14 protein-coding genes and 2 pseudogenes are annotated in these 17,371 nt (G+C 51.1%); 14 read left to right on the forward strand and 2 right to left on the reverse strand.

The window, feature by feature from the left end:
* The 10 genes from H581_RS0111100 (at window position 1) to H581_RS0111145 (ending at window position 11,735) form a co-directional block, all read left to right on the forward strand.
* The gene (locus H581_RS0111100; RefSeq protein WP_028610045.1) at window positions 1-957 is read left to right on the forward strand and encodes a carbohydrate ABC transporter permease; all 957 of its coding nucleotides are present in this window, start codon (window positions 1-3) and stop codon (window positions 955-957) included.
* Window positions 958-965: 8 nt separating this feature from the next.
* Window positions 966-1,835, forward strand: coding sequence for a carbohydrate ABC transporter permease (locus H581_RS0111105; RefSeq protein ID WP_028610046.1), 870 nt, complete (start codon window positions 966-968; stop codon window positions 1,833-1,835).
* A gap of 15 nt (window positions 1,836-1,850) precedes the next feature.
* Window positions 1,851-3,329, forward strand: coding sequence for a hypothetical protein (locus tag H581_RS0111110; RefSeq protein ID WP_028610047.1), 1,479 nt, complete (start codon window positions 1,851-1,853; stop codon window positions 3,327-3,329).
* Complete coding sequence (locus H581_RS0111115) at window positions 3,310-3,936, forward strand: YIP1 family protein (RefSeq protein WP_028610048.1); 627 nt, start codon at window positions 3,310-3,312, stop codon at window positions 3,934-3,936. Before H581_RS0111110 ends, H581_RS0111115 begins: the two co-directional genes overlap by 20 nt.
* 17 nt (window positions 3,937-3,953) lie before the next feature.
* Window positions 3,954-6,512, forward strand: coding sequence for a DUF5696 domain-containing protein (locus tag H581_RS0111120; RefSeq protein ID WP_028610049.1), 2,559 nt, complete (start codon window positions 3,954-3,956; stop codon window positions 6,510-6,512).
* Window positions 6,509-7,420 carry a carbohydrate ABC transporter permease gene (locus H581_RS0111125; RefSeq protein ID WP_028610050.1) on the forward strand — a complete coding sequence of 304 codons (912 nt, stop codon included), beginning with the start codon at window positions 6,509-6,511 and terminating at the stop codon, window positions 7,418-7,420. The genes H581_RS0111120 and H581_RS0111125 overlap by 4 nt, the downstream gene beginning before the upstream one ends.
* Window positions 7,421-7,440: 20 nt before the next feature.
* The gene (locus H581_RS0111130) at window positions 7,441-8,388 is read left to right on the forward strand and encodes a carbohydrate ABC transporter permease (protein ID WP_028610051.1); all 948 of its coding nucleotides are present in this window, start codon (window positions 7,441-7,443) and stop codon (window positions 8,386-8,388) included.
* 110 nt (window positions 8,389-8,498) lie between these two features.
* Entirely contained in the window at window positions 8,499-9,662 is a 1,164-nt protein-coding gene (locus tag H581_RS0111135) for an endo-1,4-beta-xylanase (protein WP_028610052.1), read from the forward strand.
* A 70-nt stretch (window positions 9,663-9,732) separates the two neighbouring features.
* Entirely contained in the window at window positions 9,733-11,250 is a 1,518-nt protein-coding gene (locus H581_RS0111140) for a glycoside hydrolase family 43 protein (protein ID WP_028610053.1), read from the forward strand.
* Between the two features lie 161 nt (window positions 11,251-11,411).
* Window positions 11,412-11,735 carry a hypothetical protein gene (locus H581_RS0111145; RefSeq protein WP_051250682.1) on the forward strand — a complete coding sequence of 108 codons (324 nt, stop codon included), beginning with the start codon at window positions 11,412-11,414 and terminating at the stop codon, window positions 11,733-11,735.
* Between the two features lie 287 nt (window positions 11,736-12,022).
* Here the strand turns inward: H581_RS0111145 and H581_RS38585 are convergent.
* Both H581_RS38585 and H581_RS39315 read right to left on the reverse strand, forming a co-directional pair.
* A pseudogene (locus tag H581_RS38585) lies at window positions 12,023-12,199 on the reverse strand (IS1182 family transposase); the annotation flags it as partial.
* Between the two features lie 33 nt (window positions 12,200-12,232).
* Window positions 12,233-12,382: pseudogene (locus H581_RS39315) on the reverse strand (MerR family DNA-binding transcriptional regulator); the annotation flags it as partial.
* Between the two features lie 315 nt (window positions 12,383-12,697).
* On the opposite strand from H581_RS39315, the gene H581_RS0111155 reads away from it, so the two are divergent.
* The 4 genes from H581_RS0111155 to H581_RS0111170 all read left to right on the forward strand — a co-directional run bounded on the left by H581_RS0111155 (window position 12,698) and on the right by H581_RS0111170 (window position 17,340).
* Window positions 12,698-13,714, forward strand: a complete 1,017-nt coding sequence (locus H581_RS0111155; protein ID WP_028610056.1) for an endo-1,4-beta-xylanase — start codon at window positions 12,698-12,700, stop codon at window positions 13,712-13,714.
* Window positions 13,715-13,781: 67 nt separating this feature from the next.
* Entirely contained in the window at window positions 13,782-15,305 is a 1,524-nt protein-coding gene (locus H581_RS0111160) for a glycoside hydrolase family 43 protein (RefSeq protein ID WP_028610057.1), read from the forward strand.
* Window positions 15,306-15,532: 227 nt separating this feature from the next.
* On the forward strand, window positions 15,533-16,048 hold the full coding sequence (locus H581_RS0111165) for a TRAP transporter small permease (protein WP_028610058.1): 516 nt from the start codon (window positions 15,533-15,535) through the stop codon (window positions 16,046-16,048).
* Window positions 16,045-17,340, forward strand: coding sequence for a TRAP transporter large permease (locus H581_RS0111170; protein ID WP_028610059.1), 1,296 nt, complete (start codon window positions 16,045-16,047; stop codon window positions 17,338-17,340). Before H581_RS0111165 ends, H581_RS0111170 begins: the two co-directional genes overlap by 4 nt.
* The last annotated feature ends 31 nt before the right edge of the window (window positions 17,341-17,371 follow it).

Genomic DNA, 17,371 nt, shown 5'->3' on the forward strand with positions numbered 1-17,371 from the left:
GTGCAAGCAGAAACAACCGCTCAAGCCATAAAGGGCTCCATTCATCCGAAGAAGAGATCCCGATTGGCTTATGTCAGGAACGAGTTGAAACGAAACAAGCATTATTACATTTTGATGAGTCCTTACATGATTATTTTCTTTTTATTTACCGTTATTCCGGTCGTCTTCTCGTTAGGCCTCAGTTTCTTCTATTTCAATATGCTTGAATTTCCGCGGTTTGTCGGATGGCAGAACTATTCAAGGCTGTTTCTTAACGACGATATTTTTATGATCGCCTTGAAGAATACGTTTATGTTCGCGGTCATTACCGGTCCTGTCAGCTATATCGCCTGTTTCGTGTTTGCATGGATTATCAATGAGCTTGCGCCCAAGGTGCGCGCATTCATGACGTTGATTTTTTATGCGCCGGCGATTTCGGGAAATGTGTTCTTCATTTGGCTGATCGTGTTTTCCGGGGACAGCTACGGCTATTTGAACGGTTTTCTGATGAAGACCGGGTTTATATTGGAACCGATTCAATGGCTGCTGGACGAGAAATATATTTTGACCATCGTCATGATCGTACAGCTTTGGCTCAGCCTGGGAACCAGCTTCCTGGCCTTTATCGCCGGTCTGCAAACGATTGATAGAACGCTGGTTGAAGCGGGCGCGGTAGACGGGATTAAGAACCGCTGGCAGGAGCTGTGGTTCATTACGCTGCCTTCGATGAGGCCTCAGCTTCTGTTCGGCGCGGTCATGCAGATTACCGCTTCGTTCGCGGTTGCCGACATATCGATCGCGCTTGCGGGATTTCCAAGCGTCAACTACGCGGCGCATACCGTCGTGACGCATCTGATGGACTTCGGCACCATCCGTTTCGAGATGGGCTACGCGTCCGCCATCGCGACGGTTCTCTTCGGCCTTATGATCGGGACCAACATGCTGACGCAAAAAATGTTGAGAAAGATAGGTGAGTGACGTTGGTCATGAAAATGATGGCGGTCTTCCGAACGCCCAAAAAGCTTAATCGCTCCTTTACCGTCAGCTTTTTGCTGTTCGTGCTCCTTGCCTTATTCGGGTCCTTCATGGCGTTGCCATTAATCTATGCGGTGAACAACGCCTTTAAGCCGCTTGACGAATTGTTCATTTTTCCGCCGCGGTTTTTCGTGAACAATCCGACGCTGGATAACTTCTACGACCTGCTGGCCTTGATGGGGAATTCGTGGGTGCCGCTCTCGCGCTATCTTGCCAATACATTGCTGATTACGATTGTCGGTACCGCGGGGCATATCTTACTGGCATCCGCAGCGGCTTATCCGCTTGCGAAATACCGGTTCCTGGGCTCGAAAACGCTTTTCTCCATCGTCGTGCTGTCCTTGATGTTTTCTCCGCATGTAACGGCCATTCCCAATTATATGGTCATGTCCTGGCTGGGATGGATCAATACGCATGCGTCGATCATCGTGCCGTCGTTAGCCTTTCCGTTAGGTTTGTTCCTGATGAAGCAATTTATGGAGCAAATCCCGGATGCCTTGCTGGAAGCGGCCAAGATTGACGGAGCGAACGAGTACCGCATTTACTGGAGCATCGTCATGCCCAATGTCAAGCCTGCATGGCTTACACTTATGATTTTGCAATTTCCGATGCTGTGGGGCACCGATGGAGGCAGCTTTATCTACAGTGAAAATCTAAAGACGCTTCACTATGCATTGGGGCAGATTACGCTCGGGGGAATTGCCAGGGCAGGGGTTGGAGCGGCAGTCGCGCTGATCTTGATGATTGTCCCGATTTCGCTCTTTATTATTTCCCAGAGCAGCGTCATTCAGACGATGGCGACATCCGGGATGAAGGATTAGGGGGGGCCGCGCACGATGTTGAGACGCATACGAAGAGGGAGAGCAAGCCTCCTGATTGCGCTTTGCTGCATACTGGGCGCAAGTTTGGGCGGAACGCTTGTTCAGGCCGAAGACGGAACCGCCGCTTCCTATAATTACTCTTTCTGGGGAGATACCGTCGCTTCCCCTGCGGCCTATCAGGCGACGGCTCTGCTCAGCGGGCCGGACCTGGGGGTAGGGCCGTTCAAGGAGCCGAACGATATTCACGTTACGAAGGACAAACAAATCTATGTGCTGGATTCCGGCAACAATCGGATTGTTATTCTGGATGAACGGTTCAAGCCGGTCGCCACGATCGATTCCTTTGATCGGGACGGGCAAGCGGATAAGTTCCAAAATCCGCAAGGCCTTTTCGTAACGGAAGAGAAGCATGTGATTGTAGCCGATACGGGAAATAAACGCGTCGTGCATCTCGATCAGCATATTAAACTGGTGAAGATCGTCGAAGCGCCGGAATCCGAGCTGCTGCAAGCCCATTTCCAGTTCCAGCCCGTTCGGGTCGTGATGGACGAGGCGCAGCGGATTTATGCGATGGCGACCGGCATATTCGACGGTTTTATGGAATTTAACGCGGACGGGGCGTTCACTTCTTTTATCGGAGCTAACCGCGTTTATGTCGATCCGGTCGAATACCTTTGGAAACGGCTGTCGACGCGGGCGCAGCGAAGTCAGATGGTCATGTTTACGCCGACGGAATTTACGAACCTGGATATCGACGACGAAGGGTTCATCTATGCAACCAACGGGGATCTTTGGGGCGACAATATCAAAAAGCTGAATGCCCAGGGCAACGACATTTTAAGGAGAACGGGGTATTTCAACCCGCAAGGCGATGTTCGTTATACGCCCGAAGCCGGCCCCTCAAGACTCGTGGATATCGATGTCGCGGACAGCGAGATGTATTCCGTTCTCGATTCCAAACGGGGCCGGGTCTTCACCTATAGCGGAGACGGTCACTTCATGTACGTATTCGGGGGCATAGGCAACCAATTGGGCGAATTCAATACGCCGGCGGCGATTGAGCGGGTTGGCGACGATTTCCTTGTCCTGGATAAGGCGCTTGGCGAGATAACGGTATTTCAAACGACGGCGTATGGCCGGACGCTCAATGAAGCCGTTAGAAGCTATTACAGCGGCGAGGAAGAGGAAGCCTTTCAATTATTCAATCAGACGATCAATATGAACGCGAATCTGGAATTCGCTTATGCCGGCATCGGCAAGTCGCTTCTCAGGCAAGGCGATTACGACGAGGCGATGAAGCATTTTAAACGAAGCATGGATCAGCCGAATTATTCGAAGGCGTTCCTGCTCTTCCGGAAGCAAGTGATGAGGGAGCACTTCGCCACGATCATGACCGTTATCGTCGTGCTTGCAGCCTGTGCGCTATTGCTGAGAAATTATCGGAAAACGTCGGTAAGAAAGAGGGGTGTTTCCATTGAGCAAAGAGTGGATTAAATATCCGTTACACCTCATCGTACATCCTTTCAACGGCTACTGGGACCTGAAATATGACCGCAGTCAGAGGTTCAATTTGATCATTTCCTTTACGGTTTTGTTCCTGCTGGCCGTTACCAATATCTTGAGCAGCCAATACAGCGGTTTCCTGGTTAATTTGTTCAATCCGAACGAAATGAACAGCTTCCTGGAAGTCGTGTACGTGGTCGTGCCGATCTTGTTCTGGTGCGTGGCCAATTGGTCGCTTACGACCTTGATGGACGGGGAAGGAAAGTTTGTTGAAATCTTCACCTCGACATGCTTTGCCCTCATTCCGCTGGTCGTTGTTAATTTCCCGTGGATCTGGCTTAGCAACGTCATTTCGATGCAGGAGACGGCATTTTATTATTTTTCGAACAGCGTTGCCGTGATCTGGTTTATGTTTCTGTTATTTGTCGGGAATATGACGGTGCATCAATTTACGCCGTCCAAGACGATCGGGATCCTCATTCTGACTGTCGTTGCAATGGGCTTTATGGCCTTTATCAGTTTATTGTTCTTTAGCTTGGTCCAACAGATTATCGCTTTCATATCCGTTATCTATCAAGAAATCGTGATGAGGAGTTAAGAAAGGAGGGGGGAGAGATGAGCACAGCTGCCAGATATGCCCTGCTTATTGCATGTTTACTGGCCTGCATCATCGCTGCAGGCTGTATGAATGAAAGTCCGGCTAATCAGACGGCAGAAAGCGAACAGCTTGCCGAGGCATTCACGCAAGGAAAGGCTCTTAGCGCTTCCTTCACGGATTCCCGCGCGGACGGCATGAAGGGGATAGCCGAAAATGATTTTCTACAATTGTATGCGGATGATCAGACGGGCGCGGTTGCGGTCATTCATAAGCAAAGCGGCGAAATATGGCACAGCAATCCGCCTGAGCGCCAATCGGATCCGTTGGCCGCAGGGGTTAACAAAGGCGTATTGTCGTCGCAATTGAAACTCGATTTTTATAATTTGTTCGGCCAGCTTAACGCAGTCAATTCCTATTCGGACAGCGTTGTCCACAAACAAATCAAATTCGAAGAGATTACGAATGGCATAAGGGTGTCCTATCAGTTCGGAACGAGCGCCAAAACAATGGACGACATGCCCATGAAGATCGGCAAAGCCCGTTTTGAAGAAAAGGTGCTAAGCAAATTGGATCATACGGGGCAGCGGGCATTGAAAATCGCCTATACCGAAGATAAAGAAACTTCCGTTTATGTAAGAAACGACGGCGCGCTGAAAGGTCTTCAGCTTGACCGGGCGCTTAAGGCATTCGAGGATTCGGGTTATACGGAGGAGGATCTTGCGGCGGATATCACGGAGAACAATCTGGCTCAGACGAAGCCGGAACCGCGGGTGTTCCTTGCATCGATCGAATATGTTCTCGATGGGGATAGTCTCGTTGCCAAAGTACCGGTTTCGAGCATCCGTTATCCGGAGGAATATCCGGTAAATACGATTTCTCTTCTGAGCTTCTTTGGCGCGGGGGGAACGGATACGAAGGGATCCATTCTTGTCCCTGACGGGTCGGGAGCGCTTATCCGCTTTAACAACGGCAAAACCCGGTATCCGGCCTACCTGCAGCAGGTATACGGAACGGATCAGACGATGATCACGACCGAAGATGCGGTCAGAACGCAAGAGGTCAGGCTTCCGGTATTCGGAATCATCCGCGAGGGCGGAGCTTTTATCGGCATTATTGAAGAAGGCGAATCCGTTGCGGCCATTAATGCCGATATCAGCGGCAGGCTGAACAGCTATAACTATGTCTATCCGAGCTTCTCCTTTCTGAACAAAGGCGATCTAAGCCTGGATGCGAACGGACAGCAGCGCTCGCTGCCGAAGTTTCAAGAAAATCCGATGAAGACCGACTTCACGGTCCGATATGCTTTTCTGGACGGCGAAGACGCTTCTTATCAAGGATTGGCTGCGTACTATCAGGACTATTTGAAGCGGAATAACGGACTCCCCCAAGCGGGGACGAAAGACGATCCGGGAGATACGCCATTCTACTTGCAACTGATCGGAAGCATTTCCAAGAAGAAGCATTTCGCAGGAATTCCATATCGGGCGCTTGAGCCGCTTACGACATTCGACCAAGCCCAGAGCATTGTTGCTCAGATGCAGCAGCGCAATATTCAACAAATCAAGCTCAAGTACTCCGGATGGTTTAACAAAGGGCTTGATCACGAGGTTCCGGATAACCTGTCGGTCGACCGGGCGATCGGCGGGAGCGAAGGCTTGCGGGATTTTGTTTCGTTTGCGCGGAACGAGGGGATTTCATTCTATCCGGATGTGGCGATTCTTACTGCCCATTCAAGCTCAGGGTTCGACGAGACGAAGGAAGCTTCCAGGACGTTAAGAGGCGTTCCCGCAACGCTTTATCCGCTAGACATGGCTTTGAACCGACGCGATCGAAACCGGTCGCCGTCTTATGTCGTCTCGCCGAGGGAGGCCGGCAAATACGCGGATGCCATGCTGAAGGATTTCAGCGACTATCAAACCGGCGGCATCTCGCTGCGGGACTTGGCCGATCAATTGAACAGCGATTACCGCAAGAACAAGCAAATCGACCGGGCGGAGTCCGAAGGCGTATCCGTCCAAGCGCTGAACAAGATTCGCGAAGCGGACCTCAAGCTGATGGCTGAAGGAGGAAATGCCTATGCGCTTCCTTTCCTGACGGACATCACCGATGCGCCTATGTCGAACAGCAAATTTAAAATCGAGGACGAGGTGATTCCGTTCTATCAAATGGTCGTTCGCGGATTCATCGATTATACGGGAGCGCCTTATAACCTGTCCACCTATACGGATGCGAAGCAATATGTGCTGAAATGTCTGGAATACGGAGCGGGCGTATATTTCGAATGGATCTATGAGCCTAATCACAAGGTGAAGGATACGGAGTATGACCATCTGTATGCCGTCAATTACGAGCAGTGGATCGACCAGGCGGCCGAGATCTATCAACAAGTGAACGAGGTTCTGAGAAATGTACGGAGCGAGCGGATCATCGGGCATGAGAAGCTGAGCGAAGGCGTGTTCAAAACGGTCTATGAGAACGGCGCTTATGTCATTGTGAATTATAACCGTTCGCAAGTGACGGTCGAAGGCAGGACGGTCGAAGCCGAGAGCTATGTGACGGGTGGTGGACGATCATGAAATCCTTGACGAAGCTCATGAAACAAATGACGTATGCGGAACAGAAAGCGCTTTGGGGCTTTGTTTATGTTTTGCCTTGGCTGCTTGGATTTGTATTTTTCTTCTTTATTCCCTTATTGACTTCCTTACGGTACAGTTTTAGCACCATAAAAGCCAATGCGGAAGGCTTGACGGTCACGTTTGCCGGCTGGACGAATTACTTGCAAGCCTTGACCGTCGACGCGAGCTTTAACCGGACGCTGACGGAAGCGATCGTGAATATGGTCGTAAACGTACCGCTGATCGTCATATTCAGCCTATTCCTGGCGGTGCTGCTGAACCAGAAGTTTTTCGGAAGATCCTTGGCCAGGTCCATCTTTTTCTTGCCGGTCATACTGGCCTCCGGGATCATTATAACCCTTGAGAGCACCAGCTTGATCCAAGCCGTCAACGAGCAGAATGCGGGCTCCGGAGGCGTTTTGAATGCTTTTGGAAGCTTTGAATTGGCTAAAATGATGCTGCAAGCCGGCGTAAGCGAGACAATCGTCTTGTATCTGACGGGGGCGGTGGACCGGATCTACCAGATCGTCAGCCAATCGGGCGTCCAGATCCTGATTTTCCTTGCCGGCATTCAGACAATTTCTCCTCAACTGTACGAAGCGTCCAAGATGGAGGGGGCTACCGGTTATGAAGCCTTCTGGAAAATTACGTTTCCGATGGTCAGTCCGCTTATTCTGGTCAATATGATCTACACGATCATCGATTCCTTCTCGCGTAACGCGTTGACGGACTTGATCCGCGATACGGGCTTCGTCAAATTTAACTTCGGTCTCAGCTCGGCGATGGCCTGGATTTATTTTCTGGCGATTTCCATCATTTTGTTGCTCAGTTCTTATTTTGTCTCCAGAAAAGTCTTTTACCACGAATGAGTAGAAAGAAGGTGTAAGAGATGCCCGTTTCTCGATTGCTGTCGTTAGAAAGCTGGAAGCGTTGGCTTTGGTCGTTCATTCGGTTAACGCTGATCGCAGGATTATCGTTCGTCATCTTGTACCCGATTCTACAGAAAATCTCAACGGCGATTAAGGACAAAACGGACCTATACTCGCCGATCGTCGTATGGATTCCCGAGCATTATACGCTGGATAATTTCATGAACGCGATCAGGATTATGGACTACTGGGAGACGCTGCTCAATACCTTTACGCTTTCGGCGACGACGACGATTCTGACCGCGATTTCCTGCGCGCTCGCCGGTTACGGGTTTGCCCGCCTGAAATTCAAAGGAAGCAATCTGCTCTTTGCAGGCGTTATTTTAACCATTCTCGTACCGCCGACGACCATCCTCATTCCGATTTATTTAAATCTGAAGGATTTCACCTTAATGGGGCTGATTCCTTTGATTGCCGGGAAGTCCGTTAATCTGCTCAATTCCTATTGGCCGTTTATTCTTACGTCGCTGACAGCGAATTCGCTCAAAGCGGGATTATATATTTTTATTTTCCGGCAATTTTTCAGGGGGATTCCGAAAGAAGTCGAGGAAGCGGCGTACATTGACGGCGCCAGTGTAGGGAAAACGTTCACCCGCATCATGCTGCCAAACGCGGTGCCGGCCATTATAACAACAACGCTCTTCTCGTTCGTATGGCAATGGAACGACAGCTTCTTTACGACGACGTATTTAACGTCGAGTAAAGTCATGTCTACGCAATTGTCGTCCTTGCCGTACAATCTGGCGATTCAGCTTTCGGGCGGCGATGCGTCAAAAGCGGATCCGTTCTATATGAGCATGGTGCAGGATACGGGCATTCTGCTCGCGATTTTACCGCTCATTATTATATATTTGTTCGTTCAGCGCTATTTTGTGGAAAGTATTGAGCGAACCGGTATAGTAGGATAAGCTTTATTTAGGATAAGGAAAACGCCTTGCGGGGGCCGAGGTTTTCGCAAGGCGTTTTCATGCATTCGCAACCTGCGTATGCCCATTAACCCGGGAAGGTGGTTATCCGCTTGTCCGATTCAAAGAAACAACGAATAAACGCCATAGTCGCCGTCGCTGCGGCAATCGCAATCGTCTTCATCGTGCTGCTGTTAAACCGATTCGAATCAAAGCCTTCCGAGCCGCCGGCGCAGGCGGATATCCCTTCGCTCTCGGAAACGTACGCCGACGATTTCCCGATCGGAGCGGCCATCGAACCGTTCCAGACGGAGGGACCGGGGGCCGAGCTGCTCAAGAAGCACGTAAAATGGCTAGTCGCGGAGAACGTGATGAAGCCGGGTGCGATCCAGCCTGCGGAAGGCCATTTCACTTGGGGCAACGCTGACCGGATCGTCGAATTCGCGAAGGAGAACGGCATGGAGGTGCGCTTCCATGCGCTTGTCTGGCACAGCCAGGTCGGCGCCTGGTTCTTCAAGGATGCGGATGGCAAACCGATGGTCGATGAGACCGATCCGGCGAAGCGCGAAGCGAACAAGAAGCTGCTGCTGGAACGTCTCGGCACGCATGTCCGGACGATCGTCGGACGGTACAAGGACGATATCCATTCGTGGGACGTGGTGAACGAAGTAATCGAACCCGGCGATCCGGACGGGATGCGCGCCAGCGACTGGTACAAGATTACGGGCACCGATTATATTGAGACGGCGTTCCGTGCGGCGCGCGAAGCGGGCGGGCCGGAAGCCAAGCTGTACATCAACGATTACGGCACGGACAATCCGGCAAAGCGCGACAGGTTATATGAACTGGTGAAGGAAATGCAAGGCAAAGGCGTACCCATCGACGGCGTCGGTCATCAAACGCATATCAGCATTTATGGGCCGACGGTCGATTCCATCGTCGAATCGATGCGGAAGTTCGGCGAGCTCGGCCTGGACAATCTGGTTACCGAGCTGGATATGAGTATTTATGCTTGGAACGATCGCAAAGATTTCGGCGCGGAAATTCCGGATGACGTGCTGAAGAAGCAAGCGGATCGGTACCGCGAGCTGTTCGAGGCATTCAAGGCGAACAAGGATATTCTTAGCGGAGTCGTATTCTGGGGAATCGCGGATGACCATACGTGGCTGAATTCGTTTCCGGTGAAACGCACCGAGGCGCCGCTCCTGTTCGACAAGCAGCTTCAGGCGAAACCGGCGTTCTGGGCGGTCGTTGATCCTTCCAAGTTGGCGGAATAAACGCCGCATATCGGATCACCAGGGTAAGTTTGGACAATAAATCGTTTGACGTAAAGGAGTGTTTTGTGGCATGCCATACAAAAATCCCGTTATTAGCGGTTTCCACCCGGATCCCAGCGTTTGCCGATCCGGCGATGACTTCTATTTGGTAACAAGCTCCTTCGAGTATTATCCGGGCGTCCCGCTCTTCCACAGCAAGGATCTTGTCAACTGGACGCAGCTTGGCCATGTCCTGACCCGGCCCGGGCAGCTTGATTTGAGCCGGGCTCCAAGCTCCGGCGGCATATTCGCGCCAACCATTCGCGAAAATAAGGGGACGTTCTACATGGTGACCACGAACGTCTCGGCCGGTGGCAACTTTTATGTGTTTACGGATGATCCGCGGGGGGAATGGTCCGACCCGATCTTCGTCGATCATCCCGGCATCGATCCCGATCTGTTCTTCGACGAGGACGGGACGGTCTATTTCACGTCGTCCTCTAATGGAGCTAAGGGCCCCGGCATCTATCAGAGCCGAATCGACGTAAAGACCGGCAAGAGAGTCTCCGATGTTACCTTCCTATGGACGGGGACCGGCGGGCAATATCCGGAGGCTCCGCATCTATACCGGATCGGAGCGTGGTATTATTTGCTCATCGCCGAAGGCGGCACCGAGTACGGGCATATGGTGACCGTGGCAAGAAGCGAGTTGCCGGACGGTCCGTTCGAGAGCTGCCCGCGCAATCCGATTCTGACCCACAGGAGCCGGCGTATGCCGATTCATGCGACGGGACACGCGGATCTCGTTCAGGCGCCGGACGGCGGCTGGTGGGCCGTATTCCTGGGCATTCGGCCTGTCGGTTATCCGAATCGCCATCACCTCGGCAGGGAGACATTCCTTGCGCCAGTCATCTGGACGGAGGATGGCTGGCCGGTCATCGGCGAGAATGGGACCGTAAGCGAGTTAATGCCATCCGGTACGCTCCCGCTGCAGCCGGCAGCCGCTCAGCCGGTCAAGGACGATTTCACGAGTCCGGCGCTCGCGACGTACTGGAATATGATGCGAACGTCGAGCCCGGAGCTATGGTCGCTGGGCGAAAAGGAGAGCTGCTTGACGCTGCGCGGCAACGAGACGACATTGAATGAGTGCGGCGCGCCTGCGTTTGTAGGGAGAAGGCAGCAGCACTTTGTTTGCGACGTATCGGCGCATATGACGTTTGCGCCGCAGCGGGACGGAGAAGAAGCGGGTATTGCCGTGTACATGAATGATCGCTTTCACTACGAGCTTGCGGTGACCCGAATTTCCGGAGAGAGGAAGATCATTTTCCGCAGAAGAATAGGCAGCTTGCAGAAGATTGAGAATGAAGCGCCTTGGACTTCCGATTCGCTCGTGCTGCATGTGAAAGCGGATAAGGATCAGTACACATTCGGGTTCTCGGATGCCGGCGAGCCGACATTCTGGTTCGGACGCGGAGAGACCGCTTTGCTCGCAACGGAAGTCGCCGGCGGATTCACAGGCGTGTTCTTCGCCTTGTATGCGACGGGCAACGGCGCCAGGTCCGAATCGCCGGTTCATTTCGACTGGTTCGATTACAAGGCAGTCGAGTAGGCGTTAAAAATTCGGCGGCGGTATCCGATACATGGCAATTCTCACGCCTCTATACCTCGGAAACCTAAGGGGCTATCGCCTCCCGGGTCAAGTGTACAGGTCGATTTGTCTCTGTGTGAATACAATAAGGTGTATTCTAAAACAGGAAGGAGATAATTGCTTTGAACCGTAATAATAACTTTCATATGGGCAATGTCGGTAATGTCGGAAGTGCCGGAAATGCCGGCAATGTCGGCGGTATGAGTGGAATGGAATTTTGTCCCAATTGTCCGACGCAAACGATCTATGATCCTCCGATTACACAATACGAGGACTACTACCATCCGCAGCTTGTGAATGTCGTTCAAAATATTGAAACGGTTAAGCAGCATCATTGCTGTCCTGTCTATAAGCACATTTATACGCATACGGAGAAAAATGTCATGGTATCGAGTGTGAAACGCCGGAAGCGTGTAAAAACATCTTCCAAGGGACGTTCGAAATAAGAAAGTTGAAGTTCAACAAACGAGTTGATGAAATAGAATTGCTCTGATTTGAAACATGCTTTTCATACAAGAGTGCTATCTAAGTAAGTAATGAACTTACCTGCTTTTGAGATAGCCGCTTTTTAATGGTGGCGATAGGGTTTACCCCTGCGCCACCATTTTTTTATTTTGGTCGATTGTTGCATCTGCGATGATCGTTCCCGGCAGCTTGCCGAGTGCTGTCTTAACTTTCTCCAAGTGCGGCTTTAAACATCGCGTTTCCGTTGGACGTTGGTGCAGGCTGTATCCAATTATGAACTGATTATCCGTCCCAATTTGTACATTGTAGCCTGGCTTGAGTGACCGTTACGCATGTGATCTTCTTTCATCCGCATGAACGTTGCATCTTTGTCGGTCTTACTAAAGCTACTACGTTTCCCTAGAATTTCTTCATGGGATTCTTACTTTTGGAGGCGAGGAAGCAAGTCTGAAACCGTTTGAATGATGATCCAGTTTAATAGATGAGATTGCTCCTGTTCATAGGAACGATAACCCGTCTCGGGATCAATTGCCGCTGGTTTCAGCAAGCCAATCTCGTCATAGTGCCGCAGCATTTTAGCAGTTACGTTATTAAGTTCAGCGAACTCGCCAATTTTCAACGATGACACCCTTTCATAAAGAACTCCGGCCGGAATTGCTTATCTTAACCATAAACCTTACCCCTATAGGAAAGTCAATATTTTATTTCAAAAAAGCCCTTGTATATTTTCGTGAGTTGTTTGGTTCGTTTGAATCAATGCAGCCGCTCGATTGTGAGTGGCTTATTTGCGTACAACGTACCTAGGGCGGCCTTATGCGTGTACCAATCATTTGCCGGGTTAATGAACAAACGATCGACGGGTTGTTGATGCTGTACATAAGCGCTAAACTTTCGGTATAAAGGAATCTAGCTTAAAAGAGATGTTAAGGAGGAGGCAACGAAAATGGTTTATTCACGCTCTGATGTATCCCCTAGGCTGCATGAAGCTTTCGGTCAGCAATTCTTGATTGGGGCCGCTGTAAATCCAAAGACGCTGGTCACGCAGCGGGAGCTGTTGACGCATCATTTCAATAGCATAACGGCGGAGAACGAAATGAAGTTCGAAAGCCTGCATCCCGCGGAAGACCGATATACGTTCACGGATGCGGATCGCTTGATGGCATTCGCGAAAGCGAATGGCATGGCGGTCAGGGGCCATACGCTCGTATGGCATAATCAAACGCCAAATTGGGTGTTTGAGGATCGCTCGGGAGGCGTAGTCGACCGCGAAGCGCTGCTGACGCGGATGAAATCCCATATTGAAACGGTGGTTTCGCGTTATAAGGGAAATATTTATGCATGGGATGTCGTGAATGAAGCGGTTTCCGACAGGGGCGGGGAGCTGCTGCGCCCGTCCAAGTGGCTCGACATCGCCGGCGAGAATTTCATTGCCAAAGCGTTCGAATACGCGCATGCGGCGGATCCCGGGGCGCTGTTGTTTTATAACGATTATAACGAATCGGTACCGGAGAAGAGAGAGAAGATCTTTGCCTTGGTCAAGTCGTTGAAGGAGAAGGACGTGCCGATCCACGGGATCGGGCTTCAGGCGCACTGGAATCTGGAGCATCCATCCGTCGACGATATTCGCCAAGCGATTGAAAGGTATGTCGGCCTTGGCATGAAGCTGCATATTACGGAGCTCGACGTATCGGTATTTCAACATGACGACCGCCGAACCGACCTGGAGGCGCCGACTGAAGAGATGCTTGCGCGGCAAGCGGAACGTTACAGTCAATTTTTCCAGCTATTTAAGGTATATAGCGAATCTATAACGTCCGTCACATTCTGGGGAGCGGCCGACGACTATACCTGGCTCGATAACTTTCCGGTGAGAGGCCGAAAAAACTGGCCGTTCCTCTTTGATAGGGAGCATAACCCGAAGCCCTCCTATTGGAACGTAATGGACATTGCGCGTTCATGACCGTGAGCGGGCAAGCAAAAGTGTAAGGCAGCCGGGTAATGCAAATTGGTGATGAGGAGAGTTATGGATGAGCAAAACGTTAATCTCGAATCCGGTCATATGGGCGGACGTTCCGGATGTGGACCCGATAAGAGTTGGGACATCCTACTATATGGTTAGCACAAGCATGCATACGATGCCGGGCTGTCCGATTATGAAGTCGGAAGATTTGATGCATTGGGAGATCGCGGGCTACGTATTCGACCGGTTTGAGGATAACGACGCTCATAATCTGATCAATGGGAAAAACATTTATGGACAAGGCTCATGGGCCGCAAGCCTCCGTTATCATAACGGGCTCTTCTACGTCTGTTTCTCCAGTAACGACACTAACTGCTTCTATATTTACCGGACCCGCGATGTCGAGAGCGGTCAATGGGAGCGCTCCGTTATCAACGGACTTCATCATGATCCGGGCTTATTGTTTGACGATGACCGCGTGTATGTTTTTTTCGGCAACGGAGGCATCCGCATCACCGAACTGACGGCCGATGCGTCGGCGGTTAAACCGGGGGGCATTAACAAGCTCCTGTTTGAGACGGAACGGGGCGGCATCGGACTGCGATGTGAAGGATGCCACGCGTATAAGATCGGCGGCTATTATTATCTGTTCTTTATTGAGTGGCCAAGGACCGGAAACCAGCGCCGCAGGCAAATCTGTTACCGTTCGAAGAAGCTTCTGGGTCCGTATGAACGAAAAATCGTATTCGATGACGACATGGGGTATCACAACAAAGGTATCGCGCAAGGGGGCATCTTTGACACCCCGGGCGGCGAGTGGTACGCGATGCTGTTTCAGGATCACGATGCCGTCGGCAGAATCCCCTATGTGCTGCCCGTTTCTTGGGTAGAAGGGTGGCCTGTCATCGGCGTCGATGGAAAGGCGCCGGAGCAGTTTGAAGCCGATTTGCCCCGTTCTCCCCAAAAGCCGCTGGTGATCAGCGACGAGTTTGATTATGCGGAAAATAAGCTGGCCATCAATTGGCAGTGGAATCATAACCCGGACAATCGGCTATGGTCGCTAACGGAACGGCCCGGTTATCTCAGGTTGACGACAGGCGGCATTACCGACAGCGTCCTCTATGCCCGCAATACATTGACGCAGCGGACGGAAGGCCCGGCCTGCGTTGGGATGATATCGATGGACATATCCCATATGAAACCCGGCGATCATGCCGGGCTGGTCGCTTTGCAAAATCATTTCGGCACCGTTGGCATTAAAATTGCGGAGAACGGCGACAGATTCGTTGCCATGTGCGTCAATGGCGGCGACGGCAGGGAAAAGGCGCTCGAGACGATCCGATTCGACGGCAGCCGGATTTTCCTGAAGATTGCATTTGATTTTGAGGATAGTGCTGACATTGCGGACTTTTATTACGCCGCGGACGGAAGCAATTGGGTTCGAATCGGAGGTTCGTTAGAGATGAAATATACGCTGGATCATTTTATGGGCTACCGGATCGGCTTGTTTTATTATGCCGCCAAGGAAATGGGGGGGCATGCCGATTTTGACTATTTCCGTTATTCCAGGATGAAAGAAAAGCTCCAATAAACCACTTTGTTGCGGCCGGAAATTGCACCCGACAAACTCCTATGTTCCGAGAGGAACCCGGGAGTTTGTTTGCTTTCAGGACAACCATAAACGTAAAAACAAGCTTTAAAAACCAAAAATATTACAAATAAAGCACAAGATCATCTTCTTTTTCGCCCCCATGAAAACACTTACAATTAGATCTAGCAAGGAAATGAGGGATACATGAAGAGGGGAGGATTGAAGGAATGATCGTATTTTTTCAAAGGATTACAGCGGTTGCGAAAGGGATTGACAGGGTCGTTGAGACATTCGCGGTAAGCGCTGTAGCGCTCATGACCGTCATCGTGACGATGCAGGTTGTTACCCGAAAGTTTTTTAATTTTGTGTTCTTCTGGTCGGAGGAAATTACGCTGCTGCTGTTAATCTGGTTTTCTTTCTTGGGGATTGCCATCGGCTTTCGGGACCGGCTTCATATTGCAATGGACGCATTCGCCAAACGTCTGCCCAAGCCTTTCAACCGGTTTTTGGATGTGCTGATCCCGCTCTGCAATTTCGGATTCGGAGGGTTTCTCGTTCTGAACGGTTGGGAATTCACTATGCTGATGAGCAACAATAGCATGACGGCTACCGGCTGGTCGAGCAGCGTCATGTATGTCATTATGCCGATTACCGGCATTATGATTTGCTCTTATTCCATTCTCCATCTATTCGGAGTCGATACCGTGCAGCATAAACATTTGGATGAGGAGTTGGAAGAATGAGCGTGACGCTTTCCATCATTGTTCTTGCAGTAAGCTTCGTCGTATTAATCTTATTACGTTTCCCTATCGCAATGGTGTTAGCTTTATCGTCGCTGCTGGTCGCCTTTACGCTGGACTTGCCGCTTGCCGTCATCGGACAACGGATGGTGCAAGGGCTGAACTCCTACTCGCTGCTCGCGATACCGTTCTTTATTCTGGCCGGGCAGATCATGAGCGAAGGCAAGCTGGCATTAAGACTGATTAATTTGGCCCAGCTTAGCGTAGGGGCAATAAGAGGCGGACTCGCCATGGTCAACTGCGTCGCCTGCATGCTTTTCGGCAATATTAGCGGCTCGGCCGCCGCGGATGCTTCCTCCGTCGGATCGGTGATGATCCCGATGATGAAGAAGAAAAACTACGATGCCGATTTCTCCGTTGCGGTGACGTCCGCTGCCGCGATTCAAGGCGTCGTTATGCCGCCGAGCCACAACATGATTTTGTATGCGCTTGCAGCGGGCGGCGTATCGATCTCCAGCTTATTTCTTGCCGGGATTGTCCCTTGCGTGATATTGCTCGTGTCGCTCATGACCACCTCCTATATCATTGCGCGTAAGAGAGGCTATCCGAAGGGCGAGCCGGTAAAGCTGAAGGAAGTGCCAAGGATCATAGCGGACGGTTTCCTGTCGATGTTTACGGCCGTGATTATATTAGGAGGCATATTCTCCGGTTGGTTTACGGCGACGGAGTCGGGCGCGATTGCTTGTGTCTACGCTTTTATCCTTACCTTCTTTGTTTACCGCGATCTTCCTTTGTCGTATGTGAAGGTTATTTTCCTGAAAACCTTTCGTACCGTGTCCATGGTATTATTCCTGATAGCGGCTTCGAACGCATTCGCTTGGGTATTAACCTACTTGAAAATTCCGGCGTTGATGACGGAGGGACTGCTTGCGATTTCGGAGAACCCGGTCATCGTTCTGCTCATCATTAATGTATTGCTCTTAGTTCTCGGAGCGCCGCTCGATATGGGGCCGCTCATCCTGATCATGACGCCGATCCTGTTCCCGGTTGTAACGGCACTCGGGATGGACCCGGTTCATTTCGGCATCGTGCTTATTCTGAATCTCGGGATCGGATTGATTACGCCTCCGGTCGGCACTGTACTCTTTGTCGGCAGCGCCATTGGAAAGGTCAGCATCGAGGCAGCGACGAAGCGGCTAATCCCGTACTTCTGCGTGATGGTTGCGGTTCTGCTCCTTATTACGTATGTGCCTGGCCTATCCATGTGGCTCCCTAACCTCGTTAACGGATCGTAACGTAACAAAAATAATGCAAAAGAACAACAAA

This window comes from Paenibacillus harenae DSM 16969 (assembly GCF_000422465.1).
Taxonomy (GTDB): domain Bacteria; phylum Bacillota; class Bacilli; order Paenibacillales; family Paenibacillaceae; genus Pristimantibacillus; species Pristimantibacillus harenae.

What these genes read in the sequence shown, in the direction of transcription:
- H581_RS0111105 (WP_028610046.1), top strand. Translation starts at nt 966, where the DNA reads ATGAAAATGATGGCGGTCTTCCGAACGCCCAAAAAGCTTAATCGCTCC.
- H581_RS0111110 (WP_028610047.1), top strand. Translation starts at nt 1,851, where the DNA reads ATGTTGAGACGCATACGAAGAGGGAGAGCAAGCCTCCTGATTGCGCTT.
- H581_RS0111120 (WP_028610049.1), top strand. Translation starts at nt 3,954, where the DNA reads ATGAGCACAGCTGCCAGATATGCCCTGCTTATTGCATGTTTACTGGCC.
- H581_RS0111125 (WP_028610050.1), top strand. Translation starts at nt 6,509, where the DNA reads ATGAAATCCTTGACGAAGCTCATGAAACAAATGACGTATGCGGAACAG.
- H581_RS0111130 (WP_028610051.1), top strand. Translation starts at nt 7,441, where the DNA reads ATGCCCGTTTCTCGATTGCTGTCGTTAGAAAGCTGGAAGCGTTGGCTT.
- H581_RS0111140 (WP_028610053.1), top strand. Translation starts at nt 9,733, where the DNA reads ATGCCATACAAAAATCCCGTTATTAGCGGTTTCCACCCGGATCCCAGC.
- H581_RS0111155 (WP_028610056.1), top strand. Translation starts at nt 12,698, where the DNA reads ATGGTTTATTCACGCTCTGATGTATCCCCTAGGCTGCATGAAGCTTTC.
- H581_RS0111160 (WP_028610057.1), top strand. Translation starts at nt 13,782, where the DNA reads ATGAGCAAAACGTTAATCTCGAATCCGGTCATATGGGCGGACGTTCCG.
- H581_RS0111165 (WP_028610058.1), top strand. Translation starts at nt 15,533, where the DNA reads ATGATCGTATTTTTTCAAAGGATTACAGCGGTTGCGAAAGGGATTGAC.
- H581_RS0111170 (WP_028610059.1), top strand. Translation starts at nt 16,045, where the DNA reads ATGAGCGTGACGCTTTCCATCATTGTTCTTGCAGTAAGCTTCGTCGTA.